This window comes from Xanthomonas sontii, assembly GCF_040529055.1.
GTDB lineage: Bacteria > Pseudomonadota > Gammaproteobacteria > Xanthomonadales > Xanthomonadaceae > Xanthomonas_A > Xanthomonas_A sontii.
In genome coordinates this window covers 4865249-4887206 of the sequence record NZ_CP132342.1, presented here as the reverse complement: position 1 = coordinate 4887206, position 21958 = coordinate 4865249, and the positions used below count along the sequence as shown (strand labels likewise).

Sequence of the window (21958 nt, the reverse complement as noted above, 5' to 3'; positions counted from 1 at the left end):
GCTCCTGAGTGCCACCCCTGCATCGCGGCGCACGCAGCGCCGCAGTTGTGCCGAATTGCGCAGGAAACGCGCCGAATCGCCAGGCTTTGGTTTCAGATGACATCGTTGTCATCAAATTGCAGCCGCGTCCGCCAACAATGCGCGCCGCCGCGAACACGATCACGGCCTCTCTCCCCTCCATGCCCGGCCTGCGGCCCGTTCCGTTGGTCGCGCCTACGTTCGGATTTTTCATGTCGCACTCGATCCATCTTCAGAAACGCCTGTCACTGGCGATCGCCACCGCGTTGCTCGGTGTCGCGCCGATGGCCTTGGCCCAGGCGCAGGATGCGCAGGAGACGCAGACCGCCGCGTCCGACGCCAGCGCCAAGACCCTGGACAAGATCACCGTCGCCGTCACCCGCTACAACGCCGCGGACATGCAGATGGCCGCGACCAACACGGCCAACGTGCTGTCGGCCGAGGACCTGAAGTACACCGCCGTGCACAACATCGCCGAGGCGCTGGGTCTGCTGCCCGGCGTCAACGTGGTCAACACCGGGCAGTCGTACTTCGGCGGCGTCGACGGCGCCGCGCGCGGCGAGGGCATGTTCGCCTCGGTGCGTGGCCTCAATGCCGAGTACAACGTCAACCTGATCAACGGCGTCAACGTGGCCCAGGGCCTGCCCTACAGCCGCAGCGTGCAGCTGAGCCTGCTGCCGCCGTCGGGCCTGCAGACCATCGTGTTGAACAAGACCTCCACCGCGGCGATGGACGGCGACGCGATCGGCGGCACCATCGACTACCGCACCCCCAGCGGCTTCGACTACAGCGAGGCGATGGGCGGCAGCGTCACCGCCAGCGGGCGCATGGAAAGCCGTGCGCGCGACTACGGCGACGACGGCCTGGGCAAGGGCGCGGCCGGCGAATTCCACGCCAAGTTCGGCGCCGACAACCAGTTCGGCGTGTACACCAGCGCGTACTACGACGAGCGCCACTACGTGAACAGCGAAGTGGCCAACGCTGCCGCCTCGCGTGGCGACTGGGGCAAGAAGTACTTCTCGCGCACCACGGTCAGCGGCCAGCCGGCGCCCGGCTACGATCCGCAGGATCTGCTGATGGCCACCGGCGCCAACATCGGCTATTCCGCCGGCGACACCAAGCGCTACGGCGGCAACGTGTCCTTCGACTGGCACGTCGACCCGAGCCTGCAGCTGTACGCGCGCGCCACCTACGCCTACGCCAAGACCGAGCAGAACACCGGCTACACCCAGCTGGTGCCGGCCAACGTGAGCCTTGCGCAGATCGGCACCACCGGCGTGTACCAGCCGCAGATCAACCGCGTGGCGGTGCGCTACTGGTACGAGACCAACCCGGAAGTGGCGGACCTGGCCACCTTCCAGTTCGGCGCCGACAAGCAACTGGGCAACTGGACGCTGTCGCCGAACCTGTTCTACAGCTACGGCGACAACGATCGCCCGGACCACGTGGAAATCTCCGCGCGCGTGGACCAGTACGCCTCCACCCAGTTCCCGTACGGCGGTGCCAGCACCTTCTCCGGCTACGACGGCGACGGCTTCCCCAAGCCGCTGCTGACCCCGGCGCTGCAGGCCCAGGCCAGCGACATCGGCAGCCTGTATGCGCGTCGCTACGGCCAGCTGACCAAGTCCTACAGCGGCCAGACCAAGGGCGGCGCCAAGTTCGACGTGCGCTACGACTTCGACCAGGGCGCGCTGAGCAACATCCAGTTCGGCGTGAAGTACGTCGACAGCTCCCGCGACTTCACCTCGCGCGACTGGACCAACAGCAAGTTCACCGACGGCACCCTGCTGCGCGACACCGGCCTGGTGGTCGGCCAGTACGACTCGGTGTACCCGGGCAAGTACGCATGGCCGACGGTCAAGCTCAGCAACGGCGGGCTCAAGGCGATGATCGCCCAGCACCTGACCGCGGCCAGCTTCGACACCTGCGGCAGCCTGGCGATCAACAACCAGAACTGCGCGACCATGCGTGGCGACGAGGCGGTGACCTCGGCGTATGCGATGGCCACCTTCCGCAGCGGCGACCTGGAAGTGATCCCGGGCGTGCGCTTCGAGCACACCAGCATCCGCAACACCTTCTGGACCATGCCCGAAGACGCCAACGGCAACGAACTGCCCGGCTTCTTCAGCAGCAACCACACCAGCTACGACGTGCCGCTGCCGAGCGTGTTCCTGAACTACCGCCCGGGCAACGGCAACGCGGTGTACCGCGCCTCGGTGTGGACCAGCTACACCCGGCCGGCGCTGGTGCAGCTCGGCGGCGGCGCCAACTACGACGTCTCCAGCGACGGCACCACGGTCATCACCGAGGGCAATCCGGATCTGAAGCCGATCAAGTCGCTCAACGTCGACCTGTCCGGCGAGTGGGACAACGGCCACGGCGGCCACGCGATGCTGGCCGGCTACTACAAGCGCCTGACCGACTACATCTACGAGAGCGGCTCGGATCCGGCCAACGCCGGCACCAGCACCGGCGCCGGCAATGTGCGCTACGTGCGTCCGCAGAACGGCGGCGACGGCAAGGTGCTCGGCGTCGAGGCCGCGGTGCGGCAGACCCTGCAGGGCATGCCGGCACCGCTGGACGGCTTCGGCATCGGCGCCAACGTCACCCGCCAGACCACCCGCGTCGACCTGGGCATGGACGGCTTCCACGACGAGCGCATCCAGAACGCGCCGGACCTGATGGCCAACGCCGAGCTGTTCTACGAGAAGGGCCCGCTGTCGGTGAACCTGGCCTACCACTACTCCGGCGAGTACGTCTCGGTGTACGACTACTACAACCGCGGCGCGACCTGGGACGACCTGTGGGTCAAGCCGATCACGCGTGTGGACCTGCACGTGGGCTACACCTTCAACGAGCACCTGCGTGCCGACCTGTCGGTGGCCAACCTCACCAACCGCCTGAGCTACTGGGCGCACGTGGGCCACAACAGCACCGCGATCTCCGACATCGTCGATGCCGGCCGTACCGCGCTGCTGAACGTGAAGTACACGTTCTGAAGCGGGCGCTTGCGCACGCGGGACGTCGCCACCCGCCGCACGGCCCTGTGCCGCGCGGCGGGTGGGGCGTTGTCGGCCGCGCGCTGCTGCTCGTCTGGCTGGCGCTGATCGGCCTGCCGGGAGCGGCCAGCGCGGCAGCGGCACCGGTGACGGTGCCGATCGACGGCTTGCGCCTGGACCAGGTGCAACTGCTCGGCTCGCACAACAGCTATCGGCCGGTGCCGACCGCGCAGGTGCGCCAGCGCCTGCAGGCGCACGATGCGGCCGAATGGCCGGCACTGGCCTATGGCCATCCTTCGCTGCAGGCCCAGCTCGCGCTGGGGCTGCGGCAACTCGAACTCGACGTGGCCGCCGATCCGCACGGCGGCCTGTACGCCGCGCCGTATGCACGCGCGGATGCGGCGACCCGGGCCCGCATGCACGCGCCCGGCGCCAAGGTCCTGCACCAGCCGGGCCTGGACTACGCCAGCCATTGCCTGCGCTTCCGCGACTGCCTGGCGATCCTCGCCGCCTGGTCGCGCGCGCACCCGCGGCACACGCCGCTGGTGGTGCTGGTCAATGCGGTGGATTTCGATCCGGTGCCGGGCCTGTGGCCGCACCGTTCCGCCTTCGACGCTCATGACCTGGACTCACTGGACCGCGACATCGCCGAGGTGGTCGGGCGTGCGCGCCTGATCGTGCCCGACGACGTGCGCGGCGACGCGCCGAGCCTGCGCGAGGCGGTGCTGGCGCATGCCTGGCCGCGGGTGGCGCAGGCGCGCGGCCGCCTGCTGTTCGTGCTCGACGGCAATCCGCGGCACGAGGCGCTGTATCGACAGGATCATCCATCGCTGCGCGGCCGCATGATGTTCGGCTGGTACGCGCCGGACCAGCCGGAAGCGGCGGTGCTGTCGATCGAGGATCCGCTGGCCGAGGCGCCGCGGATCCGCGCGCTGGTGACGCAGGGCTTCCTGGTGCGCACCCGCGCCGATACCGATGGCCGCGAGGCGCGCGCGCACGACCGCCGCCGCGCACGGGCGGCGCTGGAGGCCGGCGCGCAATGGATCAGCACCGATTACTACGCTGGCGCCCCGGATCCGCAGCGGCTGGGCTACTGGCTCGGTATCGCCACGGGCCTGCGCTGCGACCGGGTCACGGCCGCATGCGGCACGAGCGCACCGTGAGACTTTCCATGTTGGGGACGATGATGAAAACAAGAACGCGTTGGATGCTGTGGGTCGTGCTGCTGGTGGCGGCATTGGGCGCGCAGGCGCGGCCGGCGCCGAAGCCCTCGCCCGCGCTGCAGGTCGAAAAGGTCTGGATGCTGTTCCGCCACGGCGTGCGCGCGCCCTTGCCGGGCGAGGCCGCGGCCGCCGCGCTGGCGTCGCAGCCCTGGCCGGTGTGGGACACGCCGCCGAGCCTGCTCACCGCGCACGGCCGCACGGCGGTGGAACGCAGCGGCGACTACACCCGGCAATGGCTGCTGCGCGATGGCGTGCTGCCGGCGCAGGGCTGCCCGGCCGACGGCACGGTCAGCATCTACGCCAACACCGACCAGCGCACCATCGTCAGTGCGGAGCTGCTCGCCGACACCCTCGCGCCCGGCTGCCATCTGCAGGCCGGCCACCAGGCCGAGGGCAGCGACGATCCGCTGTTCCGCCCTGTGGAAGCCGGCGCGGTGGAGTTCGATGCCGCCGCCGCGGTGGCCTCGATCCAGCGCCAGACCGGCGGCCCGGGCGCGGTGCTGGCACCGTATGCGCGCGAACTGCGCACCATGCAGGAGATCCTCGGCTGCACGGAGCGCTGCGACTTCGTGCACATGCCCTCGTCGCTGACCCCGGGCGCAAACGGGCGCAGCCTGGCCCTGCACGGCCCGTTGGACCTGACCTCGGGCACGGCCGAGGTGTTCATCCTGCAGTACGCAGAAGGCATGCCGCTGGACCAGGTCGGCTGGGGTCGCGCGACGCCGGCGCGCATCGCCGCGGTGTCGCGACTGCACGCCTTGCTGTTCGAGATCTACGCACGGCCGCAGTACATGGCCGCGCGCGCGGGCGCGCCGCTGGCGCACCGCCTGCTGGACACGCTGGGCGCGGACGACGCGCCGCGGCTGAGCGTGCTGGTCGCCAGCGACACCCACATCGCCGCGCTCAGCGGCCTGCTCGACCTGCACTTCCATCTGCCCGGCTTCGGCCGCGACGACGCGCCCCCGGGCGGTGCGCTGGTGGTGGAGCAGGTGCGCGATGCACGCAACGGCCAGCGCTACGTGCGCGTGCGCTACCAGGCGCAGTCGCTGGATCAACTGCGCGCGCTGACTCCATTGAGCCTGCGCCACCCGCCGCTGCTGCAGACGCTGCAGATTCCGGGTTGCAGCGATGCCGCGACCGGGCTGTGCCCGCTGCCGAAGTTCCAGGCGCTGCTGCAGGCGGCGCTGCAGCGCCGCGGCTGAGGCGCTCCCACCGTGACCATCGCTGCTGCCTGGCGGACCTGGGCGAAGCACACATGCCGTGCCGCCTGTACGGCCGCCCTTGAGCGCACGCCGACGATGCGGTAACGCGCGCGGCTGCCTGCGGGAGTCGACTGTCATGCAGCCGCGGCAAGCGCCGCCGACAGCCGACTGACACCCTCCGTCGTCGGGACTGAAGTCCCTCCCACAAGGAGGCCCAGTCCATCCTGCGGAACGACTTCCGTTGCGACGCGCGTTCCAAGCAACGCCTGTCGCGGCCGAAGCCGCTGCTGCGCGGAAGCGTTCCTGCGGCATGGCGCACCTCTGCCTGCATGGCCGCTGCCAGTGTCCGCCACTGGCCAGTTCCCACCACCCAAACGCAGAACGGGCCGCAATGCGGCCCGTTCTTTCTTGCAAGCGCGGGCAGGCCGGCTTACTTCAGCTTGGCGTCCGCGCGCAGCGCCTCGGCGCGGTCGGTCTTCTCCCACGAGAACGCGGTGGCCTGGTGCTGGGCGCCGGTGCCGTCGGTGTAGGTGAAGGCCTTCGGGGTGCGGCCGAAATGGCCGTACGAGGCGGTCTGCTGGTACATCGGGTGGATCAGGTCGAGCATCTGGATGATGCCGAACGGACGCAGGTCGAAATGCTTGCGGATCAGCTTCTCGATCTTGTCGTCGGCGATCTTGCCGGTGCCGAAGGTGGTGACCGAGATCGAGGTCGGCTCGGCCACGCCGATGGCGTAGGAGACCTGCACTTCGCAGCGGTCGGCCAGGCCGGCGGCGACCACGTTCTTGGCGACGTAGCGCGCGGCGTAGGCGGCCGAACGGTCGACCTTGGACGGATCCTTGCCGGAGAACGCGCCGCCGCCGTGGCGCGCCCAGCCGCCGTAGGTGTCGACGATGATCTTGCGCCCGGTCAGGCCGCAGTCGCCCACCGGCCCGCCGATCACGAACTTGCCGGTCGGGTTGATGTGGAACTTGGTGCCCTTGTGCAGCCACTTGGCCGGCAGCACCGGCTTGAGGATTTCCTCGCGCACGGCTTCGACCAGGTGCTTCTGCTTGATGTCCGGATCGTGCTGGGTGGACAGCACCACCGCGTCGATGGCGGTCGCCACGCCGTCTTCGTAGCGCAGGGTGACCTGGCTCTTGGCGTCCGGGCGCAGCCACGCCAGCGGCGAGTTCTTCTTCTTGCGCACCTTGGCTTGCTGTTCGACCAGACGGTGCGACAGGTGGATGGCGGCCGGCATGAAGCTGTCGGTCTCGCGGGTGGCGTAGCCGAACATCAGGCCCTGGTCGCCAGCGCCCTGTTCTTCCGGCTTCTTGCGGTCCACGCCCTGGTTGATGTCCGGCGACTGCTTGCCGATCAGGTTGAGCACGCCGCAGGTCTCGCCGTCGAAGCCGACGTCGGAGCTGTTGTAGCCGATGTCCAGGATCACCTTGCGGGTCAGCGCTTCCAGATCGATCCAGGCGCTGGTGGTGATTTCGCCGGCGACGATCGCCACGCCGGTCTTGACCAGCGTTTCGCAGGCCACGCGCGCGCGCTTGTCCTGGGTCAGGATCGCGTCGAGCACCGCATCGGAGATCTGATCGGCGATCTTGTCCGGGTGGCCTTCGGAGACCGACTCGGAGGTGAAGAGATAGCTGGACATCGCGGCTATATCCTTGTATTCGGATGAAAAGATGGAGGCGAATGATACACGGGCGCCGGGCGGCGTGCATGCTGCCCGGGGCGGACGTTGCCCAAGGTTAACCGGTTGGCGCGCCATGGTGCGCCCGTCACCTTGCCGTAGTCAGATTGCAAGATCGGTGTCGCCGCCGCGGCCGAAGCTGTGCGCAGTCAGCAAGGGGGCTTGCCGTGCTCGCACTCGAACGCCGTCTTCAGGACCGCTACCCGCACTGGTTTGCCGGACGCCGCTCGCGGCTGGTCCGGCCATTGCTGCGCGGCCTGCAGAAATGGTCGGGACTGGACGCGCTGGACGCGTTCCTGGAGGCCAACCGCGACCTGCGCGGCTTCGCTCTGGTCCAGGCCGGTCTGGATTTCCTGCAGGCCCGCTACGTGGTTGCACCGACCGCCGCCGAGTGCATCCCGGCGCGCGGGCGCCTGCTGATCGTCGCCAACCATCCTTCCGGGGCGCTGGATGCGCTGGCGCTGCTGGACTGCGTGGGCCAGGTGCGGCGCGACGTGAAGATCGTCGCCAACGATTTCCTGTGGGCGCTGGAAGGCCTGCGCGACCTGTTGCTGCCGGTGCGCATCCTCGGCGGCGCACCGTCGCCGGCCAGCGTGCGGGCGATCGAGCAGGCGCTGGCGCAGGAGCAATGCGTGATCGTGTTCCCGGCCGGCGAGGTCTCGCGGCTGGGCTGGGGCGGCGTCGCCGACGGGCGCTGGCGCCGCGGCTTCCTGCGCTTCGCTCTGCGCACCGCCGCGCCGGTGCTGCCGGTGCGCATCCACGCACGCAATTCGGCGCTGTTCTACGGCGCCTCGGCGCTGTTCAAGCCGGCCGGCACCGCGCTGCTGGCGCGGGAGATGTTCGCCCGCCGCGAGCGCCGCATCGCGCTGAGCCTGGGCCGCGCCCGCGCGCTGCCGCAGGACCTGCCCGAAGCCGAATTGATGCGGCGCCTGCGCAGCGAGCTGTATGCGCTCGGCCGCAGCGGTGGGCAGGCCGCGCCGAACGAAGAAGCGCTGGTCGCCGCCGAGGACTCGGCGCAACTGGCCGTTGAAGTGGCCGGCCTGCGCAGCCTCGGTCATACCCTGGACGGCAAGCAGATCCGCGTCGGCCGGCTGCGCGCCGGCTCGGCGCTACTGCGCGAGATCGGCCGCCTGCGCGAGCTGACCTTCCGCGCGGTGGGCGAGGGCACCGGCCGGCGCCTGGACCTGGACGACTACGACACCTGGTACGAGCACATCGTGCTGTGGGACGGCGCCGCCACCCGCGTGGTCGGCGCGTATCGGGTCGCCCGCGGCGCGCCGGTGCTGGCCGAACGCGGCCTGGCCGGCTTCTACACCGCCGAACTGTTCCGCTACGGCGAGGGCATGCTGCCGCGGATCGCCGCGGGCATGGAACTGGGCCGCAGCTTCGTGGTGCCGGACTACTGGGGCAGTCGCAGCATCGACTACCTGTGGCAGGGCATCGGCGCCTATCTACAGGACCATCCGCAGGTGCGCTACCTGTTCGGCGCGGTGTCGATCAGCGCCGCGTTGCCGTACGCGGCGCGCGAGCAGATCGTGGCCTACTACGCCCGCTACTACGGCGACGCCAGCGGCGAAGCCGCGTCGGCGCGGCCGTTCCCGTATCCGGAAGCGCCGTCGGCGTTCGACGAACTGGACGCCGACACCGCCTTCAAGGTGCTCAAGGGCAACCTCGACGCGCTGGGCGCGGCGGTGCCGATGCTCTACAAGCAGTACACCGATCTGTGCGAACCCGGCGGTGCGCGCTTCCTCGCCTTCGGCGTGGACCCCGCGTTCAACGACGCCGTCGACGGCCTGATCGAGCTGGATCTGCAGCGCATCCGCAGCAAGAAGCGCGCGCGCTACCTCGAACGTCCCCGCAACGAAGCAGAGGTGGTGGCATGAGTCCGCTCAACAGCCTGGCGCCGCGCCGCGCGGTGTTCGTCTCCGATGTGCACCTGGGCGCGCCGCATTGCCACGCACGCGAGCTGGCCGACTTCCTCGGCGGCCTGCGCTGCGACCAGCTGTACCTGGTCGGCGACATCGTCGACTTCTGGTGGATGGCGCAGCGCCGCGCGGTGTGGAGCGCGGCGCACCAGCGCGTGGTCGATGCGCTGCACGCGCTGGCCCGCGGCGGCACCGAACTGATCTACGTGCCGGGCAACCACGACCGGCCGATCCGCCGTTTCTGCGGGCTGGCGCTGCCGGCGATGCAGGTGCGACGGCGCGCGGTGCACGCCACCGCCGACGGGCGCCGCCTGCTGGTGGTGCACGGCGACGACTACGACAGCGTGACCCAGTTCGGCGGCCTGCAGGAGAAGTTCGGCGACTGGCTCTACTACCGCATCCTCACCGGCAATCAGCTGACCAACCGCGTGCGCCGCCGCCTGGGCATGCGCTACTGGTCGCTGGCCGACTACCTGAAGCGGCAGAGCAGCGCCGCCGAGCGCTACATCGAGCGCTTCGTCACTGCCGGCCTGGACGACGCGCGCCGCCGCGGCCTGGACGGGGTGATCTGCGGCCACGTGCATCGCGCCGGACTGTTCGAGCGCGACGGCCTGGTCTACGCCAACGACGGCGACTGGGTCGAAAACCTCACCGCGCTCGCCGAAGAGGCCGACGGCACCCTGCGTCTGCTCTCGCACCGCGGCGAGGTGCTGCGCGAACTGCCGCCGCGTCTGCGGCTGGTGCAGGAGAACGTCTGGCCGCGCGCGGCGTGAATCAGACGATCGTGCCAGGCGGTGCTGCACAGCCTGGCGCGTGACTGGCAGGTCGTGCGTTCCACTGCTGCCGCGCCTGCGCGCTCCGCAGGTGTCCTTGTCGCGAATCGCCCTGGGCGTGGCACCGCCGTCCCTGCAGTGGACGGAAGCGTAGAACGCGGTGTGACCGCTATTCCACGATGACCCGTGTGTGGTGTGCATCACCACCGCGCGCGCTTGCCCGGCTTCCGTGGCATCGGGTCTACTGCGATGCGTCGGCGCGACATGCCCGGGCAGGAACCCACGTTCGCGCCCGGGCCTCACGCTGATCCATGTCGCTGCGGCGCGCGTGCGCCGCATCCCGATCAGTTCTGGAGTTGTGGAGACAGTGAAACCAGGGAAGGCGTTGTGCGGCCGGTCGCGCAGATCCATGGGGACATGGTTCGGCTTGGTCGGGTCCGGCGTTTCTGGCGATTCCGTCCAGGCGAACGTCACCGCGCCTGGCACGCGGCCGCGGACATGCCTGCGATGGGCGTGCCTGGGCGTCCTGCTTGCGGCGAGCGCGGCCGCGATTGCGCAGAACACGATCTATGGCTGCGCGGAGCCTGCGGCGCCGCGTCCGCTTCCCGATCCGCTGCTGTGCGTGCAGCAGGCGGGCGTGTCGACGCCGCACTCGGCGGGCGATGCGCGGGTCGAGGCATTGTTCGCACTTGCCAAGCAGCAACTCGATGGCGGCCGCTTCGACGCCGCCGAACAGGCGCTGGATTGCGCGCAGGCCAACCTCGGCGATGCCGGCGGCGCGCGCTTGCGCTACGAGCTCACCCGCCGCCGCGGCATTCTCGATTTCCGCCGCGAACGCCTGCCGCAGGCGCTGGCGCGCTTCGAGTGTGCGGCCACGCTGTCCCGCTCGCTGCACGACCGCATGGGCGAGGCGCGCGATCTGAACAACGTCGGTGCGGCGCTGCGCCGGCTCGGGGATTTTCGCGGCGCCCTGCGCAACCTGACGCTGAGCCTGGACATCCAGCGCGCGCGCGGCGCGGTCTCTGCGTCCGTGCTGACCAATATCGCCGACGTGTATCGCGAACTGCGCGAGTCCGACACCGCGATGCGTTACTACCGCGATGCGCTTGCCGCCAACCGCGCGCAGGGCGACGCCATCGAGGCCGCGCACGTGCAGGAAACCATGGCCGAGCTGGCGCTTGACAGCGGCGACACGCCGCAGGCGCTGGCCTGGCTGCAGGAGGCGCTTGCCGTGTACCGGGCGCAGGGCCGCCGCGTGTACGAACTGCGTGTGCACGATGGCCTGATCCGCGCGGCATTGGCGCTCGGCGACGTCGCGCAGGCGCAGCGCTGGAGTTCCAGTGCGCTGGCGCTCGCCGAGGCATGGGCGCTGCCGCTGCCGTCCGCGCTGCAATTGCAGCTGGCGCGGACCGCCCGCCTCGAAGGCAACGCGGCCGCCGCCGCGGCCCGCCTGCGCGCGGCGCTGGCAGCGGCCGCCGGCGGCGATCCGGTGCGGGTGCCGTTGCTGGAGGAGTTGGCGCGGCTGCAGGAAAGCAGTGGCGAGACGGCGGCGGCCATCGCCACGCTGCGGCGCGCGAATGCGGAGGCCGCGGCGCTGGTACGCGCGCAGCACGATCGCCAGTTGGACTGGCTGCGGATCCGCTTCGACACCGCCGAAAAGCAGCGCACCATCGATGCCCTGCAAAGCGAGAACCGCCTGCGCCAGGTCCAGCTGCGGCAACGCACGTTGCTGCTGTGGCTGGCATTGGTGTCCGGCGTCGCCGCCGCGCTCGGCCTCTGGATGTGGCTGCAGCGTCGCCGCCAGCGCGAACGTTTGCTGCAAGCCGCACGGCAGGTCCGCCACGAGGAGCAACTGGCCCGCTATCGGCGAGAGGCGGACGCGCTGGCCGAGGATCGCAGCCTGCTGCAGACCCTGCTCGACAGCCGCGAGGACGCGCTGTGCCTGCTCGATGCCGAAGGCCAGGTCCTGGCCACCAATCGTGCCGGCCGCCTGCTGCTCGGCGGCGCGGACGACGCCGAACCGGTCGGGCAGCCGGTGTTCGCCTGCGTTGCCAAGGGCGACCGCCCGGCGTTGCAGGCGGCGCTGGAGCGGATGGAGGACAGCGCCGCGCAGCGCCTGGAGATCGTCGCACGGCATGGCACGCCGCTCGCCGTGACCTTCACGCCCTGGCGCGGTGGCGATGGCCTGGTCGTCCTCGGCCTGCAGGAACGCGACCGTGGCGCGGTGGCGGACACCGCGCAGGCCGAGCACACGCCAGCGGAGGCCGCCGCGCCTGCGTTGCGCGATGCCTTCCGGCGTGCGCTGGTCGACCTGATGCTGGCGGTCATCGACACCTGGGAGCGCGCCACCGCGACCGGACGCCTGGAGTTGGCCGAGCGCAGCCGCATCTGGCGCGTGAACATCGACGACGGCCGCCTGCGTGCGCGGGCGATGGAGCGCTACCTGGCGGTCTCCAAATTGCCTAGCAACCCGCGCTGGCGGGACGTGCTGCGCTCGGCCTATTTCGTGCTCGCGCACTGCGGAGAGCTGTCGGCGGAGGCGCGCGCCGCCCTGCAGTCGAGGATCGACACGGTGCTGGCCTACACCCGCCGGGACGCGCTCGGCTGAGCAAGCCCGGCACTTCTCCTGCCGGCGATCGTCGGCTGCGCTAACCGGCGAGCGCGCCTGCATGGTGCGTCAGCGCCCGCGCTTGGCCGGGCAGACCACGCAGGCGCCCTTCAAGCCTTGCTCCATGCGGTAGGCGCTGTGGTGGTCGCGTGCCAGGAAGGTCGTCGGGCCGAGCACGATGGGCTTGGCCGAGCGCGACGGCGCCACCACCTCGCAATAGGCTGCAATGGTGTTCAGCGTATTGGTGTACGGCTCGTGGCTATCGACCACGCCGCACTTGTCCATCGTCTGCCGCAACTGCTCGCCGTCGAAATCGAATTTCACCACCACCTCCGGTTCCTGGCTCTCCTCCAGGCACCAGTCCGGCGGCAGGGTGTCGTGGCCGTGGGCGATCAGCGGCAAGGTCAGCAGGGCCGCGGCAAGGGCGGCATGGAAGACGGAACGGCAGGCAGGCATCGGAACCTCGCAACGCGCAGAGAAGAGACTGCAGCCTACGAATGGCGGCGGCGCGGATGCCAGCGCATCCGCGGGTATAGACCGGGAACAAATCCGCCTAAGGCCTTGATTTTTCGGCAGTGGCATCCGTGCCGCAGGCGCGAGGCGCGCCACCGTGCAGTCGCTCCGCCTGGCACGGCGTCGCCAATCCGACCCGGTTCGTTCCGTGGGCGGCCCGGCTTCGCCCTCGTGCCACGCCGACGCGCTGCCTAGCCTGGAATCGCCGGATCGCAGCGTGTGCCGATGCGGCGGTGGCCATCCCCCGGGGGCGATCCACGCACCCCAGCCATCTCCAATCCCTTCCATATAGCGAGAGAACGCTCATGAAGAAGAAGTTCCTTGTCGCAACCGCTCTGCTGGTGGGCAGTGTCGTCGGCGCCCCTGCGCTGGCGGCCGAAAACCCGGTCGACCAGGCTGGCATCCAGCACAACATGTACTTGGGCTGCCTGATGGACCTGAATGCCACGGCCGAAGACGCGCTGACCCTGCTGGTCAAGAAGTGCGGCTATGCCCCCGGCGTGCCGCTGGAACGCTTCGTCGCCACGCAGCAGCCCATCGTCGATGGCGTCGATCCGACCCGGCCGATGACCGAGAACCTGGCCGGGCTGCGCCAGCAGCTCAGCGCCTACGAATACTCGTTCATCGAGCGGATGGACCAGATCGTGCAGAACGCCGAGGACTTCGACGCGGCGGCGTTGCAGTTCGAGGAACTGGAGCGGGAAGGCATTGCGCGGCTCGACCCCAAGTCGAAGAATGGCGCGCTTGTCCTGGGCGCGCTTAGCGTGGCCAGGCACTCCACGCAGTACTGGTCCAAGTATGCCGCCGAGCATGGGGAGTCCACCGCTGGCGGAGCTACCTCGAAGAAGGGCTTCTGGAAGTGGTTTGCCACCATCGGCTCGGACGTGGTCGGCTATGCGCTCTCAAGCAACATCGGCGTGGCGGCAACCGTCTCCAATGTTGTCCACGGATGGTTCAAGTGAGCGGCTGATTCAAACAGCGCATGAAGAAGGGCAGGGCGTCCCAGCGGGCGCCTTGCCTGTTCTATTTGGCATGTAGTGGAGCGTGTTCGCCCATCCGCTCGTCAAGGCGCAGCACGCCCGCCACGGCTACCGCTGTGCCTCGATCGCCGCATCGCTGCTAGCATCGGCCGATGGATTCCCTCACCCAGATCGTGCTCGGCGGCGCCATTGCCGCCGCCATCGCCCCGGCCGCACATCGGCGCGCGGCACTGCTTGCCGGCGCCGCGCTCGGCACCCTGCCGGATCTCGATGCGCTGATCCTGCTGCCGCTGACCCGCGATCCGGTGACGCTGATGACGGTGCATCGCAGCGTCAGCCATTCGCTGTTCGTGCTGCCGTTGCTCGGCTGGCTGATCTGGTGGCTGTTCCGGCGCTTCGGCCATGGACGCGTGGCCGAAGCGCCACACCGCTGGTTCTGGGCGATCCAGCTGGCGCTGATCACCCACCCGCTGCTGGATGCGTTCACCGTCTACGGCACGCAGCTGTGGTGGCCGCTGCGGCCATCGCCGACGATGTGGTCGAGCGTGTTCATCATCGATCCCGTCTACACGCTGTGGCTGCTGCTGGCCTGCGCCATCGCCTGGTTCGCCCGCGCGCGGCGCGTGGCGCAGCAGGCGTTGCTGGTCGGACTGCTGTTGAGCAGTGTCTACCTGGGCTGGTCGCTGCAGGCCAAGCAACTGGTCGACCGCGAGGCCGACCGCGCGCTGGCGGCGATGGGCCTGGCGCAGGCGCCGCGCTTCTCGGTGCCGATGCCGTTCAACACGCTGCTGTGGCGGGTGGTGGCGATGACCCCGAGCGGCTACGTGATCGGCGAGCGCTCGCTGGTCGCCGACCACGGGCCGATGCGCTTCCAGGGCTATCCTTCCAACACCCAGGCGCTGGCGCAGGTGCGCGACCTGCCGGCGGTGCAGCGCCTGACGTGGTTCAACCGCGGCTTCATGCGCGCGCAGGTCAAGGACGGCGAACTGGTGCTCAGCGACCTGCGCATGGGCCTGGAGCCGGACTACAACTTCAACTTCGCGGTGGCGCGACAGCAGGGCGACGGCTGGGCGGCGATACCGCCGCGGCAGCTGCAGGCCGCGTACCGGGCGCCGGTGGCACGTGGGCAGATTGGTGCGGCGTTGGCGCGGATGTGGCAACGGATCTGGACCGAACCGGCATCGCCCGCGCCGGTCGGCGCTCAGGTGCCTACCGCGGCGCGTTGAGCGCGGCGCGATGCGCCTTCATTGCCGGCGCCAAGTCGCACGAAGCGGCATTGGCTGCCAGAACTTAGGCGCATACTTCTCGTGCCCGGCTGCCCCGCACGTGACCATCACCTGCCGCGGTGATTCCCGGTTGAAATCGAACTTCGTCACCACCTGCGGCTTGTGATCCTGCTGCAGGCGGCAGTCCGACGGTAGGTGCGGTGTCGTGCCCGTGGGCGGCTAACGGCAAGCTCGAAGGGCCGCGACGACGGAATGCGCGCCGGCGGCCGCGGTGCGGCCAGCGCGGCATGGACGACGCGACGCTGGTGAGTGGGTGAGCTTCCTAACCACAAGGCGCGCAACAGCCGCGTTGCAGCGACGCCGCGATTCCAGCGCATCCGCGGCGATGGATCGGGAACGAATCGGCGCAAGGCATTGATTCTTCGATCATGGAATGTCCGCCGGCAGCCAGGGCTACGTTTGCGCGATGCGGTGACGGTGCCATCGATTCGCCAATTCGACCCGGTTCGTTCCCGTCGCGACCCGGTTTCGTCCTCGTGCGTCGCCGCAGATCTGCCTAGCCTGAAACCGTCGCATCGCGCCGTGTGCCGATGCGGTGTGGTCGCCTCGCCTGGGTCCTCCGCAGGAACGTCGGGAGATCTTGGCCACCCTCCATCCATTTCATGAGAACGTTGATGAACAAAAAGCTTCTTGTCGCAACCGCCGCGCTCCTGGTCGGCAGTGCCTTCGGTACCGCCCCCGTGCTGGCGGCCGAGAACCCGATCGACCAGGCGGGCATCCGGCACAACATGTACCTCGGCTGCTTGATGGATGCCAAAGCCTCACCCGACGAGATTCTCGCCGTCCTGGTCGAGAAGTGCGGCTACAACCCAGGGATGCCGCTGGAGCGCTTCATTGCCACGCGGCAGCCCATGCTGGATGCCATCGATCCGCTCCGGCCGATGACCGAAAACCTGGCCGGGCTACGCCAACAGCTCAGTGCCTACGAGTTCTCGTTCATCGTGCGAATGGATCAGATCGTGCAGAACGCCGAGGGCCTGGATGCGGCGGCGGTGCAATTCGAGGAATTGGAACGGGAAGGCATTGCGCGGCTCGATCCAACGTCGAAGAATGGCGCGCTGGTTCTGGGCGGGCTGAGCGTGATCAGACACTCCGCGCGTTACTGGTCCAAATTTGCGGTCGACACCGCATCGAAATACGCTGCGTCTCTGGACCCGAAAAAGGGCTGGGCGATTGTCGCAGCGTGCGATGCAGTGGGTTACTTCGTGTTTCATGACGGCGAAATGGGCGCTTCCACCTCCCGCGCAGCCTTTCATGCGCTCGCTTCACAAGGATATTTCCCGCTCTACGCTTACTAATAGCGTTCCCCCTAAGCCTGCTTCAGGCGGTGCGGATGAAGGGAGGCGTTCCTGACGGGACGCCTTTTCACCAAACAGGGGATGTGGCCGTGTCGCTACTGTTCCGGTGTGCAGGCGCATGGTTGATCCGGGCTTCTGGAGCTGGCCGAGCCAACTCCGCATCGCCAGCACAGTGGCTTTGCGCGACAACTCCAACTTCGCGGTGGCGCGGCAGTGCGGCGATGGCTGCGAGGCGATCGCGCCGAGGCAGCTGCAGGCGGCTTACCGGGCGCCGGTGGCGCGCGGGCAGAGCGGCGCAGCGCTGGCGTGGGTGTGGCGGCGGATCTGGGTCGAACCGGCCGCGCCCGAGCCGGTCGATGCGGCAGCGTCGCCGCGAACACGGCTCAATACACCGTCGCGTGCGCCTGCACGAACGAATAGAAGAACACCGCGTCCGGGTCGCTCTGCACCTGGGCCATTTCCCGGCGCATGCCGGCCACGGTTTCCTCATCCACCGCGCCGGCCTGCAGCAGCCGTTCGGCCGCCGACAGCAGCAACTCTTCCCAGAACCCGATCATGGTCTTGCGCCGCGCCGGCTCGCGGTTGTCCAGGTGCAGCGTCTTGATCTCGGTGCTGACGTCGCGATAGCCGCCGGCCAGCAGCAGGTTGCCGAGCTTGGCGCCGACGAACGGGTCGCCGCCATGGTCGTACTGGAAGTCGTTGAACGCCATCCAGTAGCGCCATACGTTCGGCGAGTACGGATGCAGCAGGAACGAGGCGTTCATCACCTCGGTCACGTACACCGGCGACCCCGGTGCCAGCACCCGCCGCACTTCGCTGAGCACCCGCGCCGGCGACGGCACGTGTTCCAGCACCCAGCACAGGAACGCCGCATCGAAGCTGCGCGGCTGGAACGGCAGGTCGCCGGCGTCGGCCTGCTGCAGCGTGTAGCGGTCCTGGCACCAGGGCATGCGCTGCAGGTTGTCGCGCGCGGCCTGCAGTTGCGCCTCGCTCAGGTCGATGCCGGTGACGTGCAGCTCCGGGAAACGCCGCAGCAAGACTTCGGTCTGGGCGCCGACGCCGCTGCCCACTTCCAGCAGGCGCCGCGCGCCGGTGTAGTCGATCTGGTTGAACAGGGTGGCTTCCAGCAGCCGCGCCTGTTTCAACAGGCGTGCCTGTTCGGTGTCGGAATAGCCGTGCAGATAGGTCGGGGTTTCGGGAGACGAGCGCATGGCGATGCTCCAGGGAGAAGAAGACGTCAGGCGGCGGCGGACAAGGCCGGCGGCACCCCGGCGATCAGCGCATCGAAGTACTCGGCGGTCAGCGCCAGCTGTGCCTGCGCGCTCTCGGCGCGGTTGACCACGGCGCGGAACGCGGCGTTCTCGGGTTGATCCTTGGCATACCAGCCCAGGTGCTTGCGCGCGATGCGCACGCCCTGCACCTCGCCGTAGAACGCGTGCAGCGCCTGCAGGTGGCCGAGCAGGGTGTCGCGGACGAAGGTCAGCGACGGCGCCGGCCGCAGTTCGCCGGTGGCCAGGTAGTGCGCGATCTCGCCGAAGATCCACGGCCGGCCCTGCGCCGCACGCCCGACCATCACCGCATCGGCGCCGGTCGCGGCCAGCACCTGCGCCGCCTTCTGCGGCGAATCGATGTCGCCGTTGGCGATCACCGGAATGCGCAGCATCGCCTTGATCTGGGCGATGGTCGCGTACTCGGCTTGGCCGCTGTAATGCTGGTCGCGGGTGCGCCCGTGCACTGCCAGCGCGGCGATGCCGCAGTCCTCGGCGATGCGCGCGATGACCGGGCCGTTGCGGTGGTCGCAGTCCCAACCGGTGCGGATCTTCAGCGTCACCGGCACCGGCGAGGCCTTCACCACTGCACTGAGGATGCGCGCCACCAGCGCCTCGTCGCGCATCAGCGCCGAGCCGGCCCAGGCGTTGCACACCTTCTTCGCCGGGCAACCCATGTTGATGTCGATCAGTTGCGCGCCGTGGTCGGCGTTGTAGCGCGCGGCCTCGGCCAGTTGCTGGGGTTCGGTGCCGGCGATCTGTACGCTCACCGGGTCCGGCTCGCCGGCGTGGTCCATGCGCTGCAGCGACTTGCGGGTCTGCCAGAAGCGCGGATCGGAGATGGTCATTTCCGACACGGCCAGGCCCGCGCCCAGCCGCTTGCACAGCAGCCGGAACGGCTTGTCGGTGACCCCGGCCATCGGTGCCAGGATCACCTTCGGTTCGATCGTGTAGGGGCCGATACGCATGCGCTTAGTGTAGCGGGGCGCATGCGCTGGCGGGCCGGGCGACCCGCGCGGCCGTCAGCGCATCAGCTGGTACAGCTCGAAGCCGTTGTCCTTGCCGTCCAGGATCAGCAGCAGTTCGTCCGGACCCAGCGCGACCAGGCGGCCGACGCTGTTGCCGTGCGTGCCGTCGGAGGCATGGCCGGGCGTGTAGGCCGCTTCCGGCTCGTCGTTGACCGTGCTTGCGCCGAGGAAGGCCAGCTCATGGCTGCCGGCGGACAGCGGATACAGCGTGCCGCTGCGGCGCTGCGAGCCGCTGGTCTTGCTCAGGTGGTAGCCGCAGGGAGCGCGGCGGATCTCGGCCTTGAAGTAGGGATAGGCGTAGGCGAAGTGCGGGTCGACCTGGATCGAGCGCACCTTCCAGCGGCCTTCCAATGTGCCCGGCTGCTGCGGCGTCTGCGCGCGCTGCAGCAGTGTCCGCGCCAGCGCCGCGCCCTTTTCCTGCTCGGCATCGTCGTAATGCGCCGCGATCACCTGCTGCAGGCGTTTGGCGGAGACGGTCACCGCGGCGCGGTCGGCGTCGGTGGCCAGGCTGTTCCAGTCGCAGCGCGGTGCCGCGGCCGCGGACAGCGGGAGCAGCAGTGCGCATAGCGCGGCGAACGGGCTGACGGAACGGCGGGGCATCGGCAACTCCTTGTCGGATGCGTGGCCGGCGCAGCGCCGGCGCTGGTTTGTGATGGCAGGCAACGGCGACGGCCGGCACCGTCGCGCCGATCGCTCAGCCGGCCTCGGGCGTCAGCCGCGGCATCGACGCCGCCGCGCCTTCGGCCTCGGTGGAGCGCGCCGCGTAGTGGTTGGCGAAGCGCACGTGGGTGGCGAACGCGGCGTTCGGCGACTGCGCCAGCGACGCCACCAGGGCACCGTTGAAGGCGTCGCCGGCACCGGTGGTGTCCACGGTATGCGCGGTTTCGGCGCCGATCCGGTAGTAGGGCTGGGTGTCGCCGAGCAGGCGCTCCTCGGGGTGCGAGATGAACGCACCGACCGCGCCCAGCGTCACCACCACGGTGCCGCCCGGCAGCAGCTTGCGGCACAGCGCGTGCAGGCTGCCGCCATCGGTGGCGGCGACGTCGTCGGCGTCCACGCGCACGCCGACATGGCGGGCGAGCAGGGCGGCGAACTCGGTTTCGTTGGGGGTCAGCACGTCGGCCAGCTTGAGCAGGCCGATGCTGGTCTGCGCGTTGGCCGGGGCGGCGTTGAGTACGGTGGTCAGGCCGGCCTCGCGGGCGAGGGCGAGGGTGCCCTCGATGGTCTCGATCGGCGATTCCAGCTGCGCCAGCAGTACCCGCGCCGAGCCCAGCAGCGGGCGCTGCGCCTGCACGAAGTCCAGGCTCAGCGCGGCGTTGGCGCCGGCGCCGATGACGATGGTGTTGCGGCCGTGGCCGTCGACGTAGATGCCGCCGGTGCCGGTCGGCTCGCTGCTGGCCTCGGCGACCAGGGCGATACCGTCCTGCGCGGCCAGGCCGCGCGCCATCGCGCCGCCGGCGTCGTCGCCGAGCGCGCAGACGAAGCTGGTGCGCGCGCCGGCACGCGCCGCCGCCACCGCCTGGTTGAAGCCCTTGCCGCCGGGGCCGGTGCTGTAGCGGCCGGCGATGGTCGCCCCCGGTGCGGGCAGATTCTCGCAACGCCACACATGGTCGACATTGAACGAACCGACGACGATGACCGAACTCATAGGCATGTACTGCTTCTCGACTGGAACTGAAAAAAAGAAAGACGGGTGCGGCGGATGCCGCGGCCGGATCAGGCGAAGTGCGACAGCACCCCGGCGATGGTCGCGGTCATGAAGGTGGCGATCGAGCCGCCCAGCACCGCACGCAGGCCGAAGCGGGCCAGGTCGTGGCGGCGTTCGGGGGCCAGGCCGCCGATGCCGCCGATCTGGATCGCGATCGAACTGAAGTTGGCGAAGCCGCACAGCGCGTAGGTGGCGACCAGCCGGCCTTCCGCGCTCAGGCTCACGCCCGGCACCTGGCCCTGGACGATACGCGACAGCTCGGTATACGCGACGAACTCGTTGATGACCACCTTCTGGCCGATCAGCGAACCGACCGTGGTCGCATCCGGCCATGGCGTGCCGATCACCCAGGCCACCGGCGCCAGCACGTAGCCGAAGATGGTGGACAGGTTGGTCGGGCGGCCGATCACGCTGGCCAGGCCGGTGACGTCGCCGATCCAGGTGAGCGGCGCATTGACCAGCGCGATCAGCGCGATGAACGCCAGCAGCATCGCGCCGATGTTCAGCGCCAGGCGCAGGCCGTCGCCGGCGCCGGCGGCGGCGGCATCGATCACGTTGCTGGTGGTCTTCTCCACTTCCATCTTGACCGTGCCGCGGGTCAGCGGCGTGCCGGTTTCCGGGATCAGCAGCTTGGCCACCACCAGCGTCGCCGGCGCGGCCATGATGCTGGCCGCCAGCAGATGCTTGGCATAGAACGCCTGCTGCGCCGGGTCGCCGCCGCCGAGCATGCCCACGTAGGCCGCCAGCACGCCGCCGGCGATGTGCGCCATGCCGCCGATCATCATCGTCAGCAGTTCGGACTCGGTCATGCGCGGGATGTACGGACGCACCGTCAGCGGCGCCTCGGTCTGGCCAATGAACACGCTGGCGCAGACGCTGGTGGTCTCGGCGCCGGACACGCGCATCACCTTGGTGATCGCCCAGGCCATCACCCGCACCACCGCCTGCATCACCCCCAGGTGGTACAGCACGCCCATCAGCGCGGAGAAGAAGATGATGGTCGGCAGCACCTGGAAGGCGAAGATGAAGCCGTAGGTCTTGGTGTCGAGCAGGCTGCCGAAGATGAAGCTGGAGCCTTCGTTGACGAAGCTCAGCACCTTGACGAACACCTGGCCGAGCCAGTCGAACACCTCACGGCCGCCGGGGACCAGCAGCACCAGCGAGGCGAACCCGATCTGCAGGACTAGGCCGGTCGCGACCAGCTTCCAGTCCACCGCCCGGCGGTTGTTGGAGAACAGCCAGGTGATCCCGATCAACACCGCCAAACCGAACAGGCCGAAGCCGATCCTTCCCAATCCCTCGACCATCTGCGTCCCCGGTCCCCGACCAAAGACGGGAAGCCTAGTGCAGGGGGTGACGGCCGGCAAGGCGAGGCGTGTTCAGTCGGGGGATTCGGGATTGGGGATTGGGGATTCGCAAGAGCGGGGCGCCTGGCTGCCGACGGCGTG

16 protein-coding genes are annotated in these 21958 nt (G+C 69.4%); 9 read left to right on the top strand and 7 right to left on the bottom strand.

Going from position 1 to position 21958, the window contains the following annotated elements:
* The first annotated feature begins 302 nt into the window (after positions 1–302).
* From RAB70_RS20790 to RAB70_RS20780, 3 genes are read left to right on the top strand one after another with little or no spacing between them, the layout of a single operon-like run.
* On the top strand, positions 303–3017 hold the full coding sequence (locus RAB70_RS20790) for a TonB-dependent receptor (RefSeq protein WP_148827909.1): 2715 nt from the start codon (positions 303–305) through the stop codon (positions 3015–3017).
* Positions 3018–3064: 47 nt separating this feature from the next.
* Positions 3065–4180 carry a Ca2+-dependent phosphoinositide-specific phospholipase C gene (locus RAB70_RS20785; RefSeq protein ID WP_148827879.1) on the top strand — a complete coding sequence of 372 codons (1116 nt, stop codon included), beginning with the start codon at positions 3065–3067 and terminating at the stop codon, positions 4178–4180.
* 44 nt (positions 4181–4224) lie between these two features.
* Positions 4225–5442 carry a histidine-type phosphatase gene (locus RAB70_RS20780; RefSeq protein ID WP_148827878.1) on the top strand — a complete coding sequence of 406 codons (1218 nt, stop codon included), beginning with the start codon at positions 4225–4227 and terminating at the stop codon, positions 5440–5442.
* Positions 5443–5872: 430 nt separating this feature from the next.
* Here the strand turns inward: RAB70_RS20780 and metK are convergent, their stop codons facing one another.
* Positions 5873–7084, bottom strand: a complete 1212-nt coding sequence (metK, locus tag RAB70_RS20775; RefSeq protein WP_010342184.1) for a methionine adenosyltransferase — start codon at positions 7082–7084, stop codon at positions 5873–5875.
* Between the two features lie 206 nt (positions 7085–7290).
* On the opposite strand from metK, the gene RAB70_RS20770 reads away from it, so the two are divergent.
* The 3 genes from RAB70_RS20770 to RAB70_RS20760 all read left to right on the top strand — a co-directional run bounded on the left by RAB70_RS20770 (position 7291) and on the right by RAB70_RS20760 (position 12429).
* Positions 7291–9006 (top strand): lysophospholipid acyltransferase family protein, encoded by a 1716-nt coding sequence (locus RAB70_RS20770; RefSeq protein ID WP_192578905.1) that lies wholly within the window; start codon positions 7291–7293, stop codon positions 9004–9006.
* Complete coding sequence (locus RAB70_RS20765; protein WP_148827877.1) at positions 9003–9821, top strand: UDP-2,3-diacylglucosamine diphosphatase; 819 nt, start codon at positions 9003–9005, stop codon at positions 9819–9821. Before RAB70_RS20770 ends, RAB70_RS20765 begins: the two co-directional genes overlap by 4 nt.
* 637 nt (positions 9822–10458) lie before the next feature.
* The gene (locus RAB70_RS20760) at positions 10459–12429 is read left to right on the top strand and encodes a tetratricopeptide repeat protein (protein WP_170268139.1); all 1971 of its coding nucleotides are present in this window, start codon (positions 10459–10461) and stop codon (positions 12427–12429) included.
* Between the two features lie 69 nt (positions 12430–12498).
* Here the strand turns inward: RAB70_RS20760 and RAB70_RS20755 are convergent, their stop codons facing one another.
* The gene (locus RAB70_RS20755) at positions 12499–12885 is read right to left on the bottom strand and encodes a hypothetical protein (protein ID WP_148827875.1); all 387 of its coding nucleotides are present in this window, start codon (positions 12883–12885) and stop codon (positions 12499–12501) included.
* Positions 12886–13247: 362 nt separating this feature from the next.
* On the opposite strand from RAB70_RS20755, the gene RAB70_RS20750 reads away from it, so the two are divergent.
* The 3 genes from RAB70_RS20750 to RAB70_RS20740 all read left to right on the top strand — a co-directional run bounded on the left by RAB70_RS20750 (position 13248) and on the right by RAB70_RS20740 (position 16506).
* Entirely contained in the window at positions 13248–13904 is a 657-nt protein-coding gene (locus RAB70_RS20750) for a hypothetical protein (protein WP_017907553.1), read from the top strand.
* A gap of 170 nt (positions 13905–14074) precedes the next feature.
* Entirely contained in the window at positions 14075–15148 is a 1074-nt protein-coding gene (locus RAB70_RS20745; protein ID WP_148827874.1) for a metal-dependent hydrolase, read from the top strand.
* A 674-nt stretch (positions 15149–15822) separates the two neighbouring features.
* Positions 15823–16506 carry a hypothetical protein gene (locus RAB70_RS20740; protein WP_225851544.1) on the top strand — a complete coding sequence of 228 codons (684 nt, stop codon included), beginning with the start codon at positions 15823–15825 and terminating at the stop codon, positions 16504–16506.
* Between the two features lie 383 nt (positions 16507–16889).
* Here RAB70_RS20740 and RAB70_RS20730 read toward each other — a convergent pair whose 3' ends face one another.
* The 5 genes from RAB70_RS20730 to RAB70_RS20710 form a co-directional block, all read right to left on the bottom strand.
* Positions 16890–17717, bottom strand: a complete 828-nt coding sequence (locus RAB70_RS20730) for a class I SAM-dependent methyltransferase (protein ID WP_148827873.1) — start codon at positions 17715–17717, stop codon at positions 16890–16892.
* Positions 17718–17743: 26 nt separating this feature from the next.
* Positions 17744–18742, bottom strand: coding sequence for a tRNA dihydrouridine synthase DusB (dusB, locus tag RAB70_RS20725; protein ID WP_148827872.1), 999 nt, complete (start codon positions 18740–18742; stop codon positions 17744–17746).
* 54 nt (positions 18743–18796) lie between these two features.
* Entirely contained in the window at positions 18797–19402 is a 606-nt protein-coding gene (locus RAB70_RS20720; RefSeq protein ID WP_148827871.1) for a DUF4893 domain-containing protein, read from the bottom strand.
* A gap of 94 nt (positions 19403–19496) precedes the next feature.
* A complete protein-coding gene (locus tag RAB70_RS20715) occupies positions 19497–20450 on the bottom strand; it encodes a ribokinase (RefSeq protein WP_017907558.1) in 954 nt (317 codons plus the stop codon).
* Positions 20451–20518: 68 nt separating this feature from the next.
* Positions 20519–21817 carry a NupC/NupG family nucleoside CNT transporter gene (locus RAB70_RS20710; protein ID WP_017911618.1) on the bottom strand — a complete coding sequence of 433 codons (1299 nt, stop codon included), beginning with the start codon at positions 21815–21817 and terminating at the stop codon, positions 20519–20521.
* Positions 21818–21958 lie beyond the last annotated feature (141 nt).

Excerpts from the sequence above, each read along its gene's own strand:
- RAB70_RS20715 (WP_017907558.1), bottom strand. The coding sequence starts at position 20,450 with ATGAGTTCGGTCATCGTCGTCGGTTCGTTCAATGTCGACCATGTGTGG.
- RAB70_RS20755 (WP_148827875.1), bottom strand. The coding sequence starts at position 12,885 with ATGCCTGCCTGCCGTTCCGTCTTCCATGCCGCCCTTGCCGCGGCCCTG.
- RAB70_RS20790 (WP_148827909.1), top strand. The coding sequence starts at position 303 with ATGGCCTTGGCCCAGGCGCAGGATGCGCAGGAGACGCAGACCGCCGCG.
- RAB70_RS20720 (WP_148827871.1), bottom strand. The coding sequence starts at position 19,402 with ATGCCCCGCCGTTCCGTCAGCCCGTTCGCCGCGCTATGCGCACTGCTG.
- RAB70_RS20780 (WP_148827878.1), top strand. The coding sequence starts at position 4,225 with ATGCTGTGGGTCGTGCTGCTGGTGGCGGCATTGGGCGCGCAGGCGCGG.
- RAB70_RS20710 (WP_017911618.1), bottom strand. The coding sequence starts at position 21,817 with ATGGTCGAGGGATTGGGAAGGATCGGCTTCGGCCTGTTCGGTTTGGCG.
- RAB70_RS20740 (WP_225851544.1), top strand. The coding sequence starts at position 15,823 with ATGAACAAAAAGCTTCTTGTCGCAACCGCCGCGCTCCTGGTCGGCAGT.
- RAB70_RS20745 (WP_148827874.1), top strand. The coding sequence starts at position 14,075 with ATGGATTCCCTCACCCAGATCGTGCTCGGCGGCGCCATTGCCGCCGCC.
- RAB70_RS20765 (WP_148827877.1), top strand. The coding sequence starts at position 9,003 with ATGAGTCCGCTCAACAGCCTGGCGCCGCGCCGCGCGGTGTTCGTCTCC.
- dusB (WP_148827872.1), bottom strand. The coding sequence starts at position 18,742 with ATGCGTATCGGCCCCTACACGATCGAACCGAAGGTGATCCTGGCACCG.
- RAB70_RS20750 (WP_017907553.1), top strand. The coding sequence starts at position 13,248 with ATGAAGAAGAAGTTCCTTGTCGCAACCGCTCTGCTGGTGGGCAGTGTC.
- metK (WP_010342184.1), bottom strand. The coding sequence starts at position 7,084 with ATGTCCAGCTATCTCTTCACCTCCGAGTCGGTCTCCGAAGGCCACCCG.
- RAB70_RS20730 (WP_148827873.1), bottom strand. The coding sequence starts at position 17,717 with ATGCGCTCGTCTCCCGAAACCCCGACCTATCTGCACGGCTATTCCGAC.